The sequence below is a fragment of the Stenotrophomonas sp. 62841_Sma genome (genome assembly GCF_056482945.1).
Map to the genome: position 1 here is coordinate 2474347 of NZ_CM151224.1, position 19160 is coordinate 2493506.

21 protein-coding genes are annotated in these 19160 nt (G+C 66.0%); 14 read left to right on the plus strand and 7 right to left on the minus strand.

Going from position 1 to position 19160, the window contains the following annotated elements; translation table 11 throughout:
- The first annotated feature begins 71 nt into the window (after positions 1-71).
- On the plus strand, positions 72-1376 hold the full coding sequence (locus ACZK5G_RS11525) for a hypothetical protein (protein WP_478463354.1): 1305 nt from the start codon (positions 72-74) through the stop codon (positions 1374-1376).
- Between the two features lie 289 nt (positions 1377-1665).
- The gene (locus ACZK5G_RS11530) at positions 1666-2406 is read left to right on the plus strand and encodes a DNA/RNA non-specific endonuclease (protein ID WP_478463355.1); all 741 of its coding nucleotides are present in this window, start codon (positions 1666-1668) and stop codon (positions 2404-2406) included.
- A 77-nt stretch (positions 2407-2483) separates the two neighbouring features.
- Here ACZK5G_RS11530 and ACZK5G_RS11535 read toward each other — a convergent pair whose 3' ends face one another.
- Positions 2484-3521, minus strand: coding sequence for a zinc-dependent alcohol dehydrogenase family protein (locus ACZK5G_RS11535; protein WP_032127236.1), 1038 nt, complete (start codon positions 3519-3521; stop codon positions 2484-2486).
- Positions 3522-3637: 116 nt separating this feature from the next.
- Here ACZK5G_RS11535 and ACZK5G_RS11540 point away from each other — a divergent pair, with 116 nt between their 5' ends.
- Together ACZK5G_RS11540 and ACZK5G_RS11545 are read left to right on the plus strand one after the other, a co-directional pair.
- A complete protein-coding gene (locus ACZK5G_RS11540) occupies positions 3638-4567 on the plus strand; it encodes a LysR family transcriptional regulator (RefSeq protein WP_478463356.1) in 930 nt (309 codons plus the stop codon).
- A gap of 34 nt (positions 4568-4601) precedes the next feature.
- The gene (locus ACZK5G_RS11545; protein WP_478463357.1) at positions 4602-5297 is read left to right on the plus strand and encodes an HAD family hydrolase; all 696 of its coding nucleotides are present in this window, start codon (positions 4602-4604) and stop codon (positions 5295-5297) included.
- A gap of 7 nt (positions 5298-5304) precedes the next feature.
- On the opposite strand, the gene ACZK5G_RS11550 is transcribed toward ACZK5G_RS11545, so the two are convergent.
- The 4 genes from ACZK5G_RS11550 to ACZK5G_RS11565 are packed head-to-tail and all read right to left on the minus strand — an operon-like array spanning position 5305 to position 7352.
- On the minus strand, positions 5305-5535 hold the full coding sequence (locus ACZK5G_RS11550) for a hypothetical protein (protein ID WP_121503346.1): 231 nt from the start codon (positions 5533-5535) through the stop codon (positions 5305-5307).
- The gene (locus ACZK5G_RS11555; RefSeq protein ID WP_478463358.1) at positions 5532-5957 is read right to left on the minus strand and encodes a VOC family protein; all 426 of its coding nucleotides are present in this window, start codon (positions 5955-5957) and stop codon (positions 5532-5534) included. Before ACZK5G_RS11555 ends, ACZK5G_RS11550 begins: the two co-directional genes overlap by 4 nt.
- A 10-nt stretch (positions 5958-5967) precedes the next feature.
- Entirely contained in the window at positions 5968-6429 is a 462-nt protein-coding gene (locus ACZK5G_RS11560; protein WP_049401498.1) for a helix-turn-helix domain-containing protein, read from the minus strand.
- Positions 6426-7352, minus strand: a complete 927-nt coding sequence (locus tag ACZK5G_RS11565) for a LysR substrate-binding domain-containing protein (protein WP_329913428.1) — start codon at positions 7350-7352, stop codon at positions 6426-6428. The genes ACZK5G_RS11560 and ACZK5G_RS11565 overlap by 4 nt, the downstream gene beginning before the upstream one ends.
- Before the next feature lie 91 nt (positions 7353-7443).
- On the opposite strand from ACZK5G_RS11565, the gene ACZK5G_RS11570 reads away from it, so the two are divergent.
- The 4 genes from ACZK5G_RS11570 to ACZK5G_RS11585 all read left to right on the plus strand — a co-directional run bounded on the left by ACZK5G_RS11570 (position 7444) and on the right by ACZK5G_RS11585 (position 10268).
- Entirely contained in the window at positions 7444-8484 is a 1041-nt protein-coding gene (locus ACZK5G_RS11570) for a hypothetical protein (protein WP_478463359.1), read from the plus strand.
- Positions 8481-9362, plus strand: a complete 882-nt coding sequence (locus tag ACZK5G_RS11575) for a TolB family protein (protein WP_478463360.1) — start codon at positions 8481-8483, stop codon at positions 9360-9362. Before ACZK5G_RS11570 ends, ACZK5G_RS11575 begins: the two co-directional genes overlap by 4 nt.
- Positions 9363-9424: 62 nt before the next feature.
- Positions 9425-9967: a GFA family protein gene (locus ACZK5G_RS11580; RefSeq protein WP_478463361.1), complete on the plus strand. Its 543-nt coding sequence runs from the start codon at positions 9425-9427 to the stop codon at positions 9965-9967.
- The gene (locus tag ACZK5G_RS11585) at positions 9960-10268 is read left to right on the plus strand and encodes a DUF6958 family protein (protein WP_049401493.1); all 309 of its coding nucleotides are present in this window, start codon (positions 9960-9962) and stop codon (positions 10266-10268) included. The genes ACZK5G_RS11580 and ACZK5G_RS11585 overlap by 8 nt, the downstream gene beginning before the upstream one ends.
- On the opposite strand, the gene ACZK5G_RS11590 is transcribed toward ACZK5G_RS11585, so the two are convergent.
- Positions 10269-11624 (minus strand): sigma-54 interaction domain-containing protein, encoded by a 1356-nt coding sequence (locus ACZK5G_RS11590; RefSeq protein WP_478463363.1) that lies wholly within the window; start codon positions 11622-11624, stop codon positions 10269-10271.
- Positions 11625-12020: 396 nt separating this feature from the next.
- Between ACZK5G_RS11590 and ACZK5G_RS11595 the strand changes: the two genes are divergently transcribed.
- The 6 genes from ACZK5G_RS11595 to ACZK5G_RS11620 all read left to right on the plus strand — a co-directional run bounded on the left by ACZK5G_RS11595 (position 12021) and on the right by ACZK5G_RS11620 (position 17431).
- Positions 12021-12551, plus strand: coding sequence for a hypothetical protein (locus ACZK5G_RS11595; protein ID WP_164079503.1), 531 nt, complete (start codon positions 12021-12023; stop codon positions 12549-12551).
- Positions 12548-13165 (plus strand): hypothetical protein, encoded by a 618-nt coding sequence (locus ACZK5G_RS11600; RefSeq protein ID WP_180837205.1) that lies wholly within the window; start codon positions 12548-12550, stop codon positions 13163-13165. Before ACZK5G_RS11595 ends, ACZK5G_RS11600 begins: the two co-directional genes overlap by 4 nt.
- 43 nt (positions 13166-13208) lie before the next feature.
- Positions 13209-14525 carry a hypothetical protein gene (locus ACZK5G_RS11605; RefSeq protein WP_012511147.1) on the plus strand — a complete coding sequence of 439 codons (1317 nt, stop codon included), beginning with the start codon at positions 13209-13211 and terminating at the stop codon, positions 14523-14525.
- Positions 14526-14624: 99 nt separating this feature from the next.
- Positions 14625-15329, plus strand: a complete 705-nt coding sequence (locus tag ACZK5G_RS11610; RefSeq protein WP_478463364.1) for a C39 family peptidase — start codon at positions 14625-14627, stop codon at positions 15327-15329.
- Between the two features lie 13 nt (positions 15330-15342).
- The gene (locus tag ACZK5G_RS11615) at positions 15343-16092 is read left to right on the plus strand and encodes a hypothetical protein (protein ID WP_049461055.1); all 750 of its coding nucleotides are present in this window, start codon (positions 15343-15345) and stop codon (positions 16090-16092) included.
- 46 nt (positions 16093-16138) lie between these two features.
- Positions 16139-17431, plus strand: a complete 1293-nt coding sequence (locus ACZK5G_RS11620; protein ID WP_032127219.1) for a transporter — start codon at positions 16139-16141, stop codon at positions 17429-17431.
- Positions 17432-17530: 99 nt separating this feature from the next.
- Here ACZK5G_RS11620 and ACZK5G_RS11625 read toward each other — a convergent pair whose 3' ends face one another.
- Positions 17531-19021 carry a hypothetical protein gene (locus tag ACZK5G_RS11625; protein WP_478463366.1) on the minus strand — a complete coding sequence of 497 codons (1491 nt, stop codon included), beginning with the start codon at positions 19019-19021 and terminating at the stop codon, positions 17531-17533.
- Positions 19022-19160 lie beyond the last annotated feature (139 nt).

Consider the following 19160-nt stretch of genomic DNA (forward strand, 5'->3'; position numbering starts at 1 on the left):
TGACGTTTGCTGCATTGCCGGCCTATGGGATCGATGCTATGAGAGCTGGGCCCCAAGGATGAATGGACGTCATGAGGTCACGCTTCCTGCTCTTCGCTGTACTGGCGCTATGTGCGCAACGAACCGTGATGGCCAACGAGCAGGCGTTCTCCGATGCGGCGGCCCGCGAGGTCTTCCGGCGCGCCGAACAGCTCTGCAACGGAGACCGGGGTCGATTGTGGGGTCAATCCCTGTGCGGGCCGATGATGCTGGTGGATCCAAAGAGCCGGCAGGTCATCGCCTCGCAGGCAGACGCACATGGTGCGCTGATGGAGCGCGGCGATGTGTTCGCAGGCCAGCTTCCGTCTGATGCGATCGTCGCCAACACCGCCGTGGACTGGTCCGGCACACGCTGGACGCAGCTGCTCTGGCCATTGCCGCAGGACGCGTCCCGACGCAGCACGCTGCTGGCTCACGAAATGTTCCATCGCCTGCAGCCGGCGCTGCCCATCATCGCGCCGGCGGAGGGTGGAAACGAACACCTCGACACGCTTGAAGGACGTTACTGGCTGCAGCTGGAATGGCGCGCGCTTGCGGACGCACTTGAATCCACCGATGCAGTAGCGCAGCACACTGCGATGACGGACGCACTCGCATTCCGCGCCGAGCGCTACCGCCGGTTCCCTGCGGCCGCGCAGGAAGAAGCGGCGCTGGAATTGAACGAGGGCCTGGCCGAGTACACCGGCGTGTTCGTCGGCAATCCGACGCCGTCGACACGTATCCAGGCGGCACTGCATGACCTTCGCGCACACGTGGGTGATCGCAGCTTCGTCCGCTCTTTCGCCTATGCCACCGGCCCGGCCTATGGCCTGCTGCTGGACCAGGCGGCACCTGGCTGGCGCGGCGACCTCGCCCACCAGGCTCGCGATCTCGGCACGCGACTGGCCGAAGTGACGCAGGCCCCATTGCAGCTGGACGCGACCACGCTGGGAGCGGCTGCCGCGCGCTATGACGGGCCGGAGCTGCACGAAGCCGAAACGCTGCGCGAGCAGCAGCGCCTTGCGCAGCTGGAACACAACCGTGCGCGCTTCGTGACAGGCCCGGTCGTGCGCCTGGATCTGCGCAACATGCGCATCCAGTTCGATCCCAACACCATGCAGCCGTTGCCAGGCCAAGGCATGGTGTATCCAGCAATGCGGCTGTCCGACATCTGGGGCAGCCTGGATGTCACCGACGGTGCGTTGCTGCAGAGCGACTGGAAGGTCCTATTCGTGCAGGCCCCGGCAAGTGCTGAACCGCCACTGGAGGGGCCGGGGTGGTCGCTGAGCCTGAAGCCGGAATGGTCGCTGGTGCCGGGAACACGCAAGGGCGACTACGTGTTGAAGACGAATCCCTGACCATCGCTACAGGCAGCGCGATGTCCTAGCACGCCTGCGTTTCATCCACGCGCCGCATGATCTGACACTTCTCCAGTGCTTGCGCGCTGTCACAGCTTCGTCGTTTCGCCATTGACCGAAAGACGACAGCTTGTGACGCTTACGACACCGCACGGCCTCCGCGGCCCTGTCATCGCGGTCACGTCCCACGCATTCCGCACTACCCGACTCCGCAGTGTCCTCACATGACCTCGCTCCGGCCCGGTCGTGGCGGGCGGCTGCGTCCTGAATCCTCTGCTGGAGAATCGCAATGCGCCTTGCAGGTTTCTTCTTCGCGTTCGTCCTCAGTACCTTCGCCGGTGCCGCCCAGGCCCAGCTCGTCACCCTCAACAAGGGCGGCTTCGTGCTCACCTACGACTGCAACATCCACAGCGCCACCCGCTATGAGTACACGCTCACCGCCGACACCGGCTCCGCCGCGCGCCCGTCCAGCTTCTACAAAGACCCGGACCTGCCGGCCGGCTGCCTCGGCCAGAACAGCACCGCGTCGTATGCCAGCATCCGCAGCGGCTATGACCGCGGCCATCTGGTGACCTCCAACCACATGGACTACAACGCGACCTACATCCGTCGCGCCAACTACATGACCAACATCGTTCCGCAGGTTTCCAGCTTCAATCAGGGCGTCTGGGTCAAAGCCGAAAACGTGGCCGAGTGCTACCGCGACATCGCGCCGGTGGATGTCTACGGCGGCGTGGTCTATGGCGATGCCTCCAACGATTACTTCCTCGCCAGTCACGGCATTCCGACCCCGGAATTCTTCTGGAAGACGATCATCACCCGCGACCCGAACACCGGCACCGCCAAGGCGATCAGCTGGATCATCCCGAATGAAGCGAACCTGGGCAGCCTGGACAGCTACCTGGTGACCATCGCCGACCTGGAGGAGCTGCTGGGCGCCAGCTATGTGGCGATCAACGCGCCCGCTTCGCTGAAGAACATGCTGCCGGCCACCACCTGGCCGCAGCCGGCGGGCTGTGATCTGAGCTGAGCTGCCAGGACGCCCGTGCGGTCGGGATTCCGGCCGCACAGGCGCACTTCGCCTGGACAGGTACGGCGCAGTTGGATTCAGTGCTCTGCCACCTGCACCACCACTTTGCCGAACGGCCCCTGCTGCAGTGCTGCCAGTGCCGCAGGCAGGCCGGCGAACGAATGCACGCTGTCGATGACAGGCTGCAGGCGCTCGCGTTCGATGAAGACGTTCATCGCCTCGAAGGCCTGGCGATGGCCAACCGAAACCCCCTTCAGGGTCGCGCGGCGCAGCATGAGAGGAACCGCCGGCATGTGCAGGTCGGGGTCCTCGAGGAAGCCGATCTGCAGGATGTGCCCGCCCACTGCGAGCGCCTCCACGCTCTGGGCGAGGTTGCCGCCTCCGAGCAGCTCAAGCACATGATCGACGCCCTGCCCTCCGCTCAGCTCCATCGCTCGCGCGCCCCATGCAGGATGTTGCCGCGTGTTGATCGATGCCCATGCACCCAGCCGTTCTGCAAGGGCAAGCTTGCTGTCACTGCGTGAAGTCACGATTACCCGTGCTCCCAGCCGCTGGGCGAACTGCAGCCCGAACAAGGAAACACCACCGGTACCCTGCACAAGCACGGTCTGGCCAGGAGCGAGTTGGCCGGCCTCGACCAGTGCAAACCAGGCCGTCAGCGCCGCCACCGGCAAGGTGCTGGCCTGCAGGTCAGACAACGAGGGGGGCGTAGCGACTGCCACGTCCTCCGGCAGCACCACATACTCCGCCAGCACGCCCGGCAGCGGACCGCCCAGGGACAGTCCGTGCTGCAGCATCTCGGGCGGAGGCGCGCCATCGAGCCACTGCGTCCAGAAATTGCCCATCACCCGCTGGCCAACGCTGAAGCGTCGCGCTGGGCTTCCGGTTTCGACAATGACGCCGGCCATGTCCGAAGCGGGAACAAACGGGTGTGGCAGCGGACCGGACAACAGTCCGCCGTCGATCACCAGGCGATCGCGGTAGTTGAGCGACACGGCACCGACCTTGACCAGTACCTCACCAGGGCCTGGCCTGGGAATGGGGCGCCGTACGCAGCGCAGGTGAGCAAGGCCCGGGGCATCGAGCTCCCAGACCTTCATGGTCGAAACAGACATGGGAAATCACTCATTGGCGCGCGGAAGTGCGCCAGGAAAGTCTATTGACGCATGGAGGTGTTCAGTGACGGGATATTGTCGATACACTGAATCCATAAATTCCCCAATTGACGCATATGACCAGCTACAGTGCGGCGCGCCTGCAGGGCATCAGTGTGTTCGTCCAGGCCGTGGACGCCGGCAGCTTCACCGCAGCCGGCCTGCGCATGGGGCTGAGCAAATCGGCCGTTGGCAAGAGTGTGGCCACGCTGGAGCGGCGACTGGGCACCCGGTTGCTGGATCGCACCACGCGCAGGCTGGCGCTCACTGTCGAGGGCGCCGAGTTCTACCAGGTCTGCCGGCGCATCCTGGCCGAACTGGACGAAGCCGAATCCAACGCAGCGTCGCGGCGGCAAGAGGTTTCCGGCCTGTTGCGGGTCAGCCTGCCGGTAGCGTTCGGGCAGCGCTGGGTGATGCCGGTACTGATCGGACTGGCGCAACGCCATTCGCGGCTGCAGCTCGATGTCAGCTTCACCGACCGCAGGGTTGATCTGCTCGAGGAAAACGTCGATCTGGCCGTCCGCCTGGGGCCGCTTGACGACAGCAGCTCGCTCTCTGCCCGGGCGCTCGGCCGCCAGCATGCCGTGATATGCGCTGCACCCGGATACCTGGCGGCACGTGGCGTCCCGGTGCGCGCCGAGGATCTTGCCGGACACGACTGCATCACCTTCGGCCGGCAGGGGCACGCGCTGCCCTGGACGGTGCCGGACGGCTCCGGCGGGCTTGTCCAGCACCGCATTGAAGGGCGCCACCGCATCAGTGACGGCGATGCGCTGCGTAGCGCATTGCTGGCCGGGCTGGGCATTGCAGAAGCGACCACCTGGCTGGTGGGGGACGCGCTGCGCAGCGGCGCACTGGTGGCCGTATTCCCTGCCACGGGTAGCGCGGGCACGCCCCTGCATGCGCTCTGGCCTACGACCCGCGACCTTGCTCCCAAGGTGCGTGCCGCAGTGGATGCGCTGGTCGAGGCCTTCGTTCCGTCTCCACCGTGGGAAAATACCCGCTGATCGCCCCCATGGCTGTTGTTTCAAGGAGCTGTAGATGTCCCGTTTCCCCTTCGATGCCGTGCTGTTCGACTGCGATGGCGTACTCGTTGATTCCGAGCCGCTGGTCGCCCGCGTGCTTTCGGAAATGCTGACCGAGCGCGGCTGGCCGCTGACCCCGGCGCAGGCCGGTGAGGTGTTCCTGGGCCAGTCCGTGGCCCATCTGGCCGGCCTGATCGAAGAACGCACCGCCAAGCCGTTCACCGAGGAATGGCTGGAAGAGTTCCGCCAGCAGCGCAACCGCGCGTTGGAACGTGACCTGGTTGCCATCCAGGGTGCGCCCGAGGCGGTGCGTGCGATCGCGGTGCTCACCGACGGCCGGATTGCATGCGCGTCCGGCGCCGATCTGCACAAGGTGAAGCTGCAGCTGGGCAAGGTCGGCATCCTTGATGCCTTCGGGGCCCACGTGTTCAGCGGCCAGGACATGCCGCACACCAAGCCGCATCCGGATGTCTATCTGGCCGCCGCCGCTGCACTGGGCGTGGACCCGAAGCGTTGCGCGGTGATCGAGGACACTGTTACCGGTGCAACGGCGGGTGTGGCCGCTGGTGCAACCGTGTTCGGCTTCAGTGAAGGCGGTCCGCACCACAGTACGCCGGAGGCCCTGCGTGCAGCGGGTGCACAGGTGATCTTCCAGCGCATGGAAGACCTGCCCGCCCTGCTTGCCGCCCATGCGGTCGACGCGGTCGCCTGACCTCGCCTCAGCCCGCAGCGCCGAGTGCGGCGCTGCGGCGCCTTCCGGCGTAGTGCAGCACGAACAGGTAAAGGCCGGTGAACAGTTGCAGGAACAGGGGGGGCAACGGCGAGTAGGTGAGCCACGCCGCAGGCTCGCCCTGTCCCATCGCGCGCACTACGAAGTTGGCGATCACCGCCAGGGTGAACACGATCGAGGTCCAACGGTGCACGGGCCGTGCCCAGCCACCGCGGCTCATTGCCGGCGCCTCGTCACGGAGCGGGCTTCGATCATCTTCCAGCCATTGCCTGATGGATCGCGGAATCCGGCGTCCACGGCGCCATAGCGCTCGATCGGCTCCTGGGTGAATTCCACGCCCAGCGCCAGCCATTGCGTGTAGCACGCCTGGCAGTCATCCACGGCCAGCACCAGCGGCGGCATTGCGCCCTTGGCCACCAGCTGCTGCAGCGAAAGCGCGGTGGCCGCATCGTGGGTGGGCGGGCCAGGCACGAACAGGCCCAGCTGGAAACCGTCCTGGCCCGGGCTGCGTACCGTCAGCCAGCGGTAGCTGCCGTTGCGTACATCGGTATGCACTTCGAAGCCGAGCTTGCCGACATAGAACGCGAGCGCCTCATCCTGGTCGCGCACATACAGGCCGACCGTGTTCACAGTGTTCGTCATGGGACCTCCCTCAGGTGGGGTCCACGTTAGCAACCGCCTCGCGGCGACGCTTCTCCAAAACTGCGATCTTAAGGTCCGGTCGCTGTGCGGCACGTGCGTGGCATTCCGGCACGCTGGCCGACGCCGCCTGGCCTGCACGCTCACGCTCACGCACATTGCCCGGGCTGTCACCGGTGATGTCACGGAAGATGCGGCCAAAGGTGCCCAGGCTGCTCCACCCGGTCTGCACGGCGATTTCGGTGACCGGCAGATCGGTGTCACGCAACATCGCCACGGCCCGTTCGATGCGCCGGCTGAGAAGATACCGGTGCGGCGGCAGCCCGAATGCCTGCTTGAACGAGCGGGCGAAGTGCGCCGGCGACACCGCACTGACCTCGGCCAGGCGTGTGACTGGCCATTCCTCATGGCTGGCCCGGTCCATCCGGTCCTTGGCACGCAGCAGTCGTCGCAGCAGTTCGGGGCTCTGGTTCACGGCGTCACCGCTTGCGCCAGATGATGGCGTGCTGCGTGCCGTGCCTCGGCGGCCTGTTCGACCACCCAGTCACGGAATGCGATGACCTTGGCGCTCCCACTCCGCGCCGAGGGCGCCACGAACCAGAAGCTGCGACCGTCGCTGGCGACACCCGGATGCGCCTGCACCAGGCGCCCGCTCTCCAGCTCGGCCTGGAACAGGATCGGCGAACCGATGGCGATGCCCTGCCCTGCGATCGCGGCACCGACATCCAGATGCTCGACGGCGAAGGGCGTGACCAGACTCCCTGGTGCCGGCGGTGGAAGGTGCCCGTGCGCGGCGAACCACAGGGCCCACCAGTCCGGCCGACCGAGCAGGGGAATCTCCAGCGCGGTGCTGCCCAGTCCACGGGCCGCCGGCAGCAGCGCCGGCGCACACAACGGCATGAAAACGCTGGGGAACAAGGGCGTGGCCTGCAGCCCAGGCCACTCGCCATTCCCGTTGCGGATGGCGGCATCGAAGTGGCCGGCGGCAAGATCCTGCGGCTCTGCCGACAGATCCAGTTCCAGCAGGAGCTGCCGATGGCGGGCGCGGAACGTACCCAGCCGCGGCGTCAACCAACTGGTGCCCAGCGTTGGCAGTACGGACAGGCGCAGTCGCGCCGCATCCATGCCAGCGGCGCGCATGAAGCTGGCGCGTAGTGCGTCGAATGCCCGGGTGGCTTCCTGCGCGACGCTGGCACCCACCACCGTCAGTTCCACGTGCTGTGCGTGGCGCAGGAACAGGCAGGTACCGGTCTGGGCCTCCAGCCGCCGCACGTGATAGCTCACCGATGCCGCAGTGGTGTCGAGCTCCTCGGCAGCACGCGCGAAGCTGCCCAGCCGCGCCGCCGCCTCGAAGGCGCGGATGGCGGCAAGCGATGGCAGCTGGCGTTGGGTGACCATAAGTGTGGCTTAGCCTGAGCCCCGATATCTGCGTGGTCAATCCCCTTCGTACCCGCAACGATGGGGGCACCTTCGGTAGGGGATCACGCATATGGATCGACGGCAGTTCCTGGTCACCCTGGCCGCCACGGCCGCGTCCACCACCCTGCCCTCCGGGTGGGCCCTGGCCAGTCACAGCGAAGACTGGAAATGGTTGCAGGGCACCTGGCAGGTCCGGCACCAACGCCTGAAGGAGCGGCTGGTGGGCGATACCCGCTGGGAAGCCTTCACCGGCGCCAGCGCGGTCTGGCTCACCCTGGGCGGGCTCGGCACCATCGATGACAACGTCATGGCACTGCCTTCGGGTCCCTACAGGGGCCTGGGCGTGCGTGCCTTTGATCCGGTGTCTTCCACATGGTCGATCTGGTGGATTGATGGCCGCAATCCTGCCCATATCGAAGCCCCCGTACGCGGCGGTTTCAAGGGCGATGCCGGCAACTTTCGCGGCACCGACCGGATCGACGGACGCCCCATCGACGTGTGGTTCCGGTGGCACGCCATCCACGGCGAGGAGCCGTGGTGGGAACAGGCATTCTCCGACGACGCCGGTGCGCACTGGGAGGTGAACTGGCGCAACTGGTTCCGCCGCACGGCTGCGGCCCCCTCGCCGCTTCCGAAGCTGCCGGATGCACCGGGCGATTTTGATTTTCTGGTGGGCAATTGGAACGTGCGCCATCGTCGCCTGCGCGCCCGACTGGCAGGCAGCGATGCGTGGGACGCGTTCAACGGCACCCTGCACAACTGGCCGGTACTGGGAGGATTCGGCAACGTAGGTGACAATCTGATGGACATGCCAGGAGCGCCGCTGCGCGGCATGGGCATCCGCGCCTGGAATGCGGCTGAGCGGCACTGGCTGAGCTGGTGGCTGGATGGCCGGGAACCGACCCGGATCGGCGCGCCGCTGCGCGGTGGTTTCGAGGCCGGTGTCGGTCGCTTCTTTGGCGAAGACCAGCACGACGGACGAGCGATCCAGACGCGGGTGATCTGGTCACGCATTACCCCGCGTTCGGCGCGCTGGGAACAGGCGGCCTCGACCGATGGTGGACGCAGCTGGGAAACCAACTGGGTCAGCGACTTCGAGCGGCAGGCATGAAGGCGCTGCTGGCCGTGATGCTGCTGGTGTCTGCGTCGCCTGGCGCGTCTCCATCCAGGGTGCTGCAGATCGTCGGCCCGGCCGAGCGCTTTGCTCCGGGCATTGCATCCACGCAGTACGACGAGATTCGACTGACCTTGAGCCCGGACGGAAAGACCGCACTGTGGTTCAGCCGCAACCGGCCCGGCGGTCCGGGCGGGTATGACATATGGGTTTCGCGCCACAACGGCCAGCGCTGGCGGCCGGCGACGCCGGTGCCGTTCAACACGCCGGGACGTGACTTCGATCCCGCCTTTTCCGCCGATGGCCGCGCGGTGTATTTCTGCTCGGATCGAGCAGGCGGCCAAGGCGGCGACGATCTGTATCGGGTCAGCGTGGGGAGCGACGGCCGATTCGGGGAACCGGTCAATCTTGGCCCCGCAGTGAACAGCGCGGCCGATGAGTTCGCGCCGATGCTCTCACCAGACGCAGCCACGCTGCTGTTCTCCAGCGATCGCGCAGGCGGTGCGGGTGGCCATGACCTCTACGTCGCAGCGATGGTCCGTGGCGTGGCGCAGCCCGCGCGGCCGCTGCCCGGAGACCTCAATACCTCGGCGCAGGAGTTCGATGCCACCTTCCTCGGGGATGGCCGTACTGTGGTCTTTGCCCGCGCTCTCGACTTCGGCAGCGCACCGGTGCGCCAGTTCATTGCCTACGAACGTGGAGGCCGTTATGACGCGGGCCATGCATTGCCCTCGCCCTTGAACGAAACCTCCGGCGACAGCTACGGCGCGATGCTGGATGGCTCGCACCCCGGCACGTTGACCTATTCGGCGCGGCGTGCGGACGGTGCAGGGTTGGACCTGTACCGCATCCGCTACCGGATGAAGCGCCCTTGAAGGCGGATGTTGTCGATGCCCGGCACCCCGGTTCGTCGAGAGGATGAATACCCCAGGAGAAAATGCAGATGCCCTCCCATCAGTCCCTTGCCTGCGCCTGCGGCCAGGTCCGCCTGACCGCCACGGGCCAACCCATTGCCACCGTCGAATGCTGCTGCGACAGCTGCCGCAAGGCCGGCGCCATGCTGCAGTCGCTGCCCCGAGCACCCGAAGTACTGGGCCCGCATGGCCAGACGCTTTTCGTAATGCACCGCAAGGATCGCGTCAGCATCGACGCCGGACATTCCATGCTGCGTGCGTTGCGCTTGTCCAGCAGGGGCGGCAGCCGCCGCGTCCTGGCGGGCTGCTGCAATACGCCGCTGTTCCTGGAGTTCAGTGGCGGCCATTGGCTGAGCCTGTATGGCCTGCTGTGGCCCGCATCGGCAAGACCCGCCGTGGAGATGCGGACGATGGTCAGTGATCTTCCTGATGCGTCTGTCCTTCCGGACGATGTGCCGAACCTGCAGACCCGGTCGCTGCGGTTCCATGCACGGTTGATGAAGGCGTGGATCGCCATGGGCTTCCGCAGCCCACGCATCGAAGTCGCGGGAGATAGCCATGTCTGAGCCCGAGCGGATCGAGATCGAGAGCATCACCACGCCCGGGCACATCCAGCGCGTGGATCGTGCCAAGTATCTCGCCATGCGCCATGCCTTGCTGCAGACCCTGCCTGCGAAACCGCCAGGGTTGACCGTTGCGCAGGCCAAGCAGGCGCTGCTGCCGCACCTGCCCACCGCCCTGTTCCCGGCAGGCGCCACCGCCGGCTGGTGGTTGAAGGCCGTGCAGCTGGACCTGGAAGCCAAGGGTGTGATCGAGCGCGTCACGGGCAAGCCGTTGCGCCTGTTCAAGCACCTGGCGGCCGGCTGATCAGCGCTGCGCAGGCAGCTCCAGCCGGTGCTTGCGGCACAGGCGATACACCGTCACCCGCGAGATCTGCATCTGCCGCGCGCACTCGGAAACGTTGTAGCCGGTCTGGCGCAGGGTCTGCAGCAGCACATCGCGCTCGGCCTGGCCCCGCGCATCGTGCAGCATCGCCCCAGGCAGGACCGCCACCGATGCGCCCAGCTCCAGGTCACGCTCGCTGATCAGCTCGCCCTCGGCCATGATCGCTGCACGCTGCACACGGTTCAGCAGTTCGCGTACGTTGCCGGGCCATTCGAAACGCCGCATGGCCTGCAGTGCGGCCGGCGCAAAGCCGCGTGCACGCACGCTGTGGCGCTGCCGGAAACAGCGCAGGAAGTGTTCGGCCAGCAGCTGCACATCGGCATCGCGCTCTCGCAATGGTGGCATGAGCAGGCGCAGCACGTTCAGACGGTAGTAGAGATCGCTGCGGAACCGGCCCTGCGCCACCGCGTGTTCCAGTTCCACGTGGGTGGCAGCCAGCACTCTCACATCCGCCCGCAACGGCTGGCTGCTGCCGACGCGCTCGAAGGTGCCTTCCTGCAGTACACGCAACAGGCTGGTCTGTGCCTCCGACGGCAGGTCACCGACTTCGTCCAGAAACACCGTGCCGCCGTGCGCGGATTCGAACACGCCGATCTGCCGCTTGTCGGCACCGGTGAACGAGCCACGTTCGTGGCCGAACAGCTCCGACTGCACCAGGTTGGCCGGAATCGCACCACAGTTCACCGCAATGAAAGGCCTGCCAGCACGCCCCGACAACGCATGCAGCGCATGTGCGGCCAGTTCCTTGCCTGTACCGGTTTCGCCGGTGACCAGCACCGGCAGCTCCACCGGCGCGAACTTGTGCAGCACCGTGCGCACCGCATGCAGCGCAGCGCTTTCGCCAATCAATGCGTGCGGTCCCTGCCCGCTGCAGGTTGCGTCGACAGGCGGATCATCTGCGTCGAACTGCTGGCGCATTGCGCAGACCAGATCCTGCAGGCCGAACGGCAGCGTGAAGCGGGCACGGCATCGCTGCAGCAACGGCAGCCAGGCCGCTGAATCAGGTCCGGCACCCGGTGGCAGTACCGCCAGCCAGGGTAGATGCTGGTGCTGCTCGATCCACGGTACCAGCAGCTGCAGCGCGACCGCATCGAGGTGGCGCAGATCGAGCACGGCGAGCAAGCGATCGCGCCCGCGCAGGCCAATCGCCATGGCGGGATCGGGACGGATGCTGCGCACATACCAGCCTGCTGCCGCCAGCGCACTGCGCTCGTTCGCCAACGGCTCGCCAAACCAGAGCACGCAACGTGACGTTGAAGCCTCCGGGACCGCTGCCATGCTTCCCCCAGCATCCGGACACCGTCGGCGGACTGTCAGGCAATCACCGGCGTGCCGCCCCCCGCCGGGACCTCTACGGCCACCGGGGCGGCCTTTGTTGGGCGGATCCTAGCGCTTCCCTAAACGGCGGCGCAATGAGCAGTGCGTCAAGAAATTCCTGGCTGAAGCGGCACCGTTGCAGACCGCGACGCCACCTGTAACACGAATGCGACAGTCGCCCGCGGCCCTTGCCCTGCGGTGCCTGGGGCTTCGAAATCCCAACAATTCCACGACGTGCCTGTAACAGCGTGGCAGCAGCCCGGTCAGGTGCGGCACGGTGCCGACATTGGCCGGTGGGCACTTCGAAGTTGGCACGGTTGATGCGTGGTTCCGCCGCACCCATCGCGGGAGATCGGCATGGACGGCTCCACCCTGATTCGCGGCCTGGCCGCAGCACTGGCAGTGGCCCTGCTGTCGGTTGGCGCGGGCGCATCCGCATCCGGCGCCCGCCAAGGCGTGAAGGCACAACCGGGCGAGATCGTCCTGCTGCGGGATGTATCCGCGCGCCCGGCATACCGCATGGCACCGCCGGGCATGGCACTGATTGCCGACCCGAAGCCGCAGCGCGAGATCGCCACCGCATTGGGTGCCGGCGGCACAACAACCGGCATGGACGAGTTGAGCGATGAGGACTATGCCGGCATGGGCGCCGGCCAGGCCGCGTCCATCGCGGCGCCGGGTGGCACCACCGTTGAACGGGTCACCCAGCAGGCCCTGGGCGGCACGCTGGGCCGCAGTGGCGACGGCATGGTCGGCAGCAATCTGGGGGGAGCCATGAGTGGGCCGCTCGGTGCGGTCGGCAGCAGCACCCGCGGTATCGCCGATACCGTGCGCGGCGCACTGGCCCAGTTCCCGCTGCAGGGCACGGCCCCGGCAGGTGGAAAATGAAGGCGCTGCACGGGTTGCTTCTGCTGCTCGCTGCCGCGCCCTGGGCGACCCGGGCCGATGACTACAGCGGCATGCTCGCCTATCTCGACGTGGCCCGCATCGACGGCCACGCACTTGCCGGAACAAATGGCGCCATCGCCGTGAACCAGGCCGCCGGCGACCTCAACGTGCAGGCCAACCTACGGGGTATCGCCAAGGGTGATCGCGCCGACGTCGCGATCAATGCGCGGCAACTGCAGCAGGGCAACCGCGTGCTGTCCGGGCCGCTGCAGGCCACTGCATTCATTGGCGGTGACGCACTGGCCGGTGCCAGTGGCATCGCATCCATCAACCAGGCCAGCGGCATCGCCAACACGACGCTCAACGTCGTCAGCGCGACGCTGGCCCGACAGGGCATACGCGAAACCGACGATACGGTCTTGGCCGCCGAGGGTTCCGCGTTGGCAGGGGGGCGGGACGACACCGGTCACGGCGTCGCGACGGGCACCCGCAGCGCAGGTGTAGCCAGCACCGCACTGCGGGGATTCGACGGGGTCCTGCAACTCAATCAGATCGCGGGCAACGGCAACGACACGGCCAACGTATTGGGCCTGGTCGTGCAGGACCGCCCGTGACAACCACCCAACCGATGCACCACCTGATGAGAGAGAGGGCACCATGAAAGCGACCGTCAAACAGACCATGCTCGCCATGGCGATTGCCACTGCCTCGACCGCCGCTGCGGCCAATGGCTGGGACAACCAGAACGCCAACGCGAACATCAATCACAACCACACCGTCAGCGAAACCCGCAACGACACCCACAACCACACCGACAACGACGTACGCAACCGCACCGTCAATGTCAATGTGCAGAAACACAGCAACATCCAGGCCGACGAACGCAAGGAAAAGAACAACCACGGCGTCGACGTGAACCTGGAGAAGGACCTGCGGCTGAGCACCGACATCAATTTCTCCGGTGACCCGAACATCACCGGCGACATCGACCTCGACTCGGCGGCCATTGCCGTGATCGACAACCGCCAGTCGATCAGCAACAACGCCACCAGCAACAGCCTGGTCACCAACAGTGCTTCCATCGGTGACAGCGTGGGTGCCGGCGCCTCGGGCAATCTCGGCTTCAACGTTGTCTCCGGCGACAACAACGCGCAGGACAATGCCGCGTCGCTGTCCGCTGCCGACGCGTCCTTCAGCTTCGGCATGGCCGACGCCGAGGTGTTCGTCAACCAGGCCGGCTTCGGCAACGCCACCATGAACTCCGGCGTCACCAACGCCGCAGGTCTCGGCGGCAACGCCTTCGGTGGTGCTTCGGGCAACATCGGCGTGAACATCGCCTCGGGCAACAACAACGAGCAGAAGAACGCGCTCGCGGCCTCGGTAGCGACCACCGCGGTGGCGCAGTCGAGCATCAGCTCCAACCAGGTCTCCACCGGCAACACGGTCAGCAATGCCGGCTTCGTGCAGTCCTACACGGATACCGTGCAGGTCGGCATGCGTGGCGGCGTCAGCGGCCTGACCCTGGCCTATGGCGCGGGCACCTACCGCGGCACCGGCAACGCCTACCAGATGGCCAACTACTATCTGGATACATGGAATGGCGAGCTTCCACATCCGGGTGGCAACAGCACCGGCCACATCGACCTGGACAACGAGATCCAGAACGCCACGATGAACCCCAACCGGCCGGGAGTGGGCGGCCTGGGCTTCGATACGCGTGAGAGTGGCACCAGCCAGTTCGTCGAACTGGGCGTGGCCGATCTGTACGCCAGCCTCAGCGGCACGGTCAGCACCACGCGCTGGGTGAACGTCAACGCCACCAACACCTCGGCGTTGTCCGGCAGTGCCTTCTCCGGCGCCTCCGGCAACATCGGCGTGAACGTTGCTGCGGGCACCGGCAACCTGCAGGCCAACAGCCTGGCCCTGGCCGTCGCCCAGCCCAGCACCGGCGGCGGTGGCGGCAGCGGCGAGTAAGCGCAACACCCCGGCCGTCCGCCAATGGCCGGGTCCCCGGGAGCCCCTGTTCCTCCTCCCCCTTGGGACAGGGGCTCCCCCCTGCTGCCGGAGAACGTGATGATCCGTTGCCGCCTCTCGATGCGCCTGCTGGCGATGCTGTTGCTGCTGGGTACCGCCTCCGCGTGGGCGGGCGAGGTGCGCTTCAGCGGGGTATTGCCCAATGGCGCGCTGCTGCAGCAGAAGGTGGAGAGCATGCAGGAGCGGCGCTACCGCAACGTGGTGCGGCAGCACACCGATTACAGCTGCGGGGCCGCCGCGCTGGCCACCATCCTGCGCCACGCCTACCACCTTGATACCGACGAGGCGACGGTGATCGAGGGAATGATGGGGGTCTCCGATCCCGCTCTGGTAGCCGAGCGCGGCTTCTCGCTGCTCGACATCAAGCGCTACGTGGAATCGCTGGGCATGCGCGGTCGGGGCTACCGCATCGATGAAACACGACTGCGCACCCTTCGCGTGCCAGGACTGGTGTTGATGGACGTGCGCGGTTTCCGCCATTTCGTGGTGCTCAAGCAGGTGCGCAACGGCATCGTGGAAGTGGCCGACCCGATCCTGGGCAACCGCAGCCTGGGCCTTCCGGAGTTCCTGGCCGCCTGGCCATCGCGCGCGGTCTTCGTGGTGATCGGCAGCGACTTCGATCGCAACACCGCTCTTCTGCAACCCAGCGAACGGCCAAGCGCCCGCGCGCTCTACGCGCGGCAAGGGCCGATCACCGATGCCGAACTGGTCGACTTCGGCTTCAGCCACGCCGACCTGTTCTGAAGGAGGTTCGACCATGTTCCGCCAACCGATGATGATGGCTCTGCTGCTGGCCTTCCCTTCCCTGCCTCTGCAGGCGGCAGAGGGTGCTCCCGGTCGCGGCCTGAAGGAAATTCCGGACCCGGAACTGAGCCTGATGCGGGGGCGCTACACCGTGGGTGGCAACAACGTTGCCTGGTTCGGGGTCACCATGGTGTCGCAGTGGCAGGCCAGCAACGGCGCGACGCTGCAGGGCAGCCTCACCCTGGGCATGGACTTCCGTGGTGGTGGCGCGCCGAAGCTGAGTTTCCAGCCCAGCGTGCATGTCACGGCAGCCGATGCGCCGCTGCCCGATACCCACGGACGCAGCATCGACAGCAGCGGCCTGGCCAACGCCAGCGGCCTGGTGCAGAGCGTGCAGGTGGCCGGCGATGGCAATGTCGCGCGCAACGTCACCACGCTGACCGTCCGCGAGGGTGGCGTGCCAGCCGTTCTCTCAGATGGCGCAGGCAACGTCACCGCGCAGCAGGCCGGCGCCAGCGCGACCGCCGTGCTGGAAGGCAACCAGGCACGCCTGCTGCTGCAGGTGGATGGCCAGGGGCTGGTGCAGCAGTGGATCCGCAATGGCAGCGTCGGCCAGGGTATCGCCCTCGCCGGTGACGGCCAGATCGCCAGTAACCAGCTACGGCTGGAGCTGGTGCGCAACGCCGTGGGCAGCAACCTGCCGTTGAGCCAGAACGTGGCCCAGGCGATTGCGTTGAACCGCGGCATGGGGCCAGGCCAGTAACAGGGCCTGGCATTGGGGGAAACGCTCCACAACGCAGGACACCAACATGCACACCCTGATGAGGATCACCCCGTTGGCGCTGGCGGCGCTGGCGGGCACCGCCCTTGCCGCACCGCCGACGTCCGACGATGGCGCTGACGTGCAGGCCCTGGCCAACCAGCTGGAACAGCTGAAGGCCAACTACGCACAGGAAGTGCGGCGGTTGCGCGAACTGGACATGCAGGTCCAGGCCATGCAGGCGCGCTTGAGCGGGCGGGTTGGCCCGGTCACAGCCCCACCGGCCGCGCCATTGGCGCAGGCGGCCGCCGCCGCGGTCCCTCCGAGCAGCGAGGGCTACGCCAGTACCGCCGCCGAGGCGCAACAGGCCAAGCAGGAGTCGCGGCGCAGCGTGGACGACGTGAAGCAACAGCAATCGGCCCTGTTCTCCCGCCGCTTCACCATCGAGAACAGCCTCACCTACGCCCGCTACGACCGCAAGCAGCTCACCCTCAACGGCTTCCTCGCGCTGGACGCCATTTTCCTCGGCAATATCGCCATCGAGAACGTGGAGTCCGACTCGCTGACCTACAACGTGGCGGCCCGCTGGGGTGTCAGCCCGAACCTGACGCTCAACCTGGACGTGCCTTACCTGGCCCGGCGCACCGTATACCAGAAGGGCGGCGCCGGCGGAGCAGCGGCCGCCATTGCACAGGAAGAGACCAACGGCAACGGCCTGGGTGATATCGGGCTCAGTGCGAACTACCGGTTGTTCGGCGAACGCGGCTGGCGCCCTGAGACCGTGCTTACCGCCGGCGTCACCGCCCCCACCGGGCGCGCACCCTACGGCCTGGACTGGAAGGTGATCGAGCGCGATGACGACGACTACATCCGCTTCGCCGTGCCGCGCGAGCAACCCACTGGCAATGGCGTATGGCAGGCCAACCTGGGCCTGTCGATGGTGAAGACCGCCGACCCGGCCATCCTGTTTGCCAACATCGGCTACGTGCACTCCATCCCGCGCGGGTTCAACGACATCGACAGTAATCCGGACACGGTGAACCCGGGCGATGTGAAGCTGGGCGGCTCGGTGTACTTCGGCGCAGGCGTGGCCTTCGCATTCAACGAGCGGACCAGCCTGAGCTTGTCCTTCAGTGACCGCATCAGCGCCCGCGCTTCCACCCGCTTCCAGGGCGGCAAGTGGATGAAGGTAATCGGCAGTGATGCCAATGCGGCATCACTTAACCTGGGCGTGACCTATGCGCTGAACCAGCACACCACGCTGGTGACGCTGCTGGGCATCGGGTTGACCCCGGATGCGCCGGACTTCACGTTGGCGTTCAAGATTCCGTACATGTTGTAGCGCCGGACCGGACCCAAACGCCGCTGCAGCCGCTCATCCACTTCCCGCTTTGCCTGGGCCTCGCCAGGCAGGCGGGATCGTCTACTTGCAGCGACCCACTCAAAAGCGTGGCACGTGTGGACCCTTTTGTGCGGCCTCCCTGCACTCTTTCACAAACAGGCCATGCGTCGTAACGCCGGTTCCTGCCGCGCCCGGCGCATCAAAGATCCTCCCAAGCCTTGCTTCTCTGACCTTGTTGAGGCGCAGGGGGGTGACCTTCACGTTCAGGTAGTTCCACAAGTCGTCGAGACTTGCGATCGGCGATCCGAGCATGCCCGAGTTGAATCCCCCCAGCACGGGGGCACTCCACACCTGGTCGAGCACCGTAGTCCAGGACAGTACGCGCGCGTCAGCCTGCATCAGTTCCTGCAGGTGTTCGACAAGCCCACTCCATGCAGAGGATTCGGCTTCGGTCAGATCGACACTGGCAGCACGCTGGCCAATTTCGTAAAGCAGCCCAGTCACGACGGTCCGCAAGGCGCGTCCTGTCATCTCGCTGCTTCGCAGCTTTGCAACCACCGGCATGATCAAACCCAGGGCAGCCACGGCCCATTTCAGTTGTCCTTCTGCATTGCGATGCTCGGGCGATACACCGAAAAGGAAGCCCGGCACATGCACCGAGCGATACCAGGCGATGCCAGCTTCGTCGGTCTCGACTATGTCGGTCTCACCTCGATGGCAATCCAGCTGCCCCAAGGCGTCGAGGTAACGTACAAATTCAGCAGCGGGTGCGAAGATCACCGGGCCCGGCACGGCTCCAAGCGCCACGGGAGGGGCCAGGGCAGGAAGAGGCGGGGGAAGCGTCAACTGCATCGACTGCAGCTCGTCGAGCGCGTTGAAGTAAGTCAGCGTGCAGGAACGCTCACCAATAGGATGCGTAGAAACAACAGCGCCGGGCCACGTGATGGAAATTCCCGAAAATTTGTTGGCTTGCTCCAGGCCATCCCGTAGTTTCTCAAGGTCGGCCGTGCCGAAGGTGCCCTTCGACTCGAGTGTGGACCACTTGCCCAGTTGGCTGCCGAGGACAAAGTCGGGGTTCATCGTACTTGGTGCTGGCATCAATCCTTGAAGGGAAACCGCCGGGTTATGCAGAATCGAGTAGTGCCAGAAGTGCATGAGGACGTCCCCCATGCCGTTGAACATGAACCACCGCTCCGCCGCCAACCTTGCATAGAGCATTCCCAGCACGAACGCACAGTTGGTTTTTTCCGATGACTCGAGGAACTTTGCAAACTGAGCCTTCTTGATAGAACCGACACCCGGTATCGGAGCAACCACATCAAGAGTGGAATGCACCAGCTGACGACGGCGTGCCAGGTGCATCGCCAGCGCCAGCCATTCCGCTGGCGACGCATTGATTCTCGCCTTGCCAAGCCCACTCGTTCCGTAGCCACAATCCTCGGCCGCAGCAATTACCCAAGCGTTACTCGGTGGCAGGAGAGGGTCGAGCGCCACGGTGTGGAACTGGGTATTGACGAATTTGCTTGGGCTCAGGCCGAAGTTGACCGCTACCCCGGGCATCAGCACTCGAAAATCAACTTCACTGACCATGAATACTCTTCCTTGAATTGTGGTCGGACGCCACGATCATGCCCGGACCCAGCCCGCAACCGCAACCTGAACACGGACGCTTGCGCAGCCCCAGCCTGTGCCCCCCTTGCTCGTATTCCTACTGCTATATTCAGTCCAG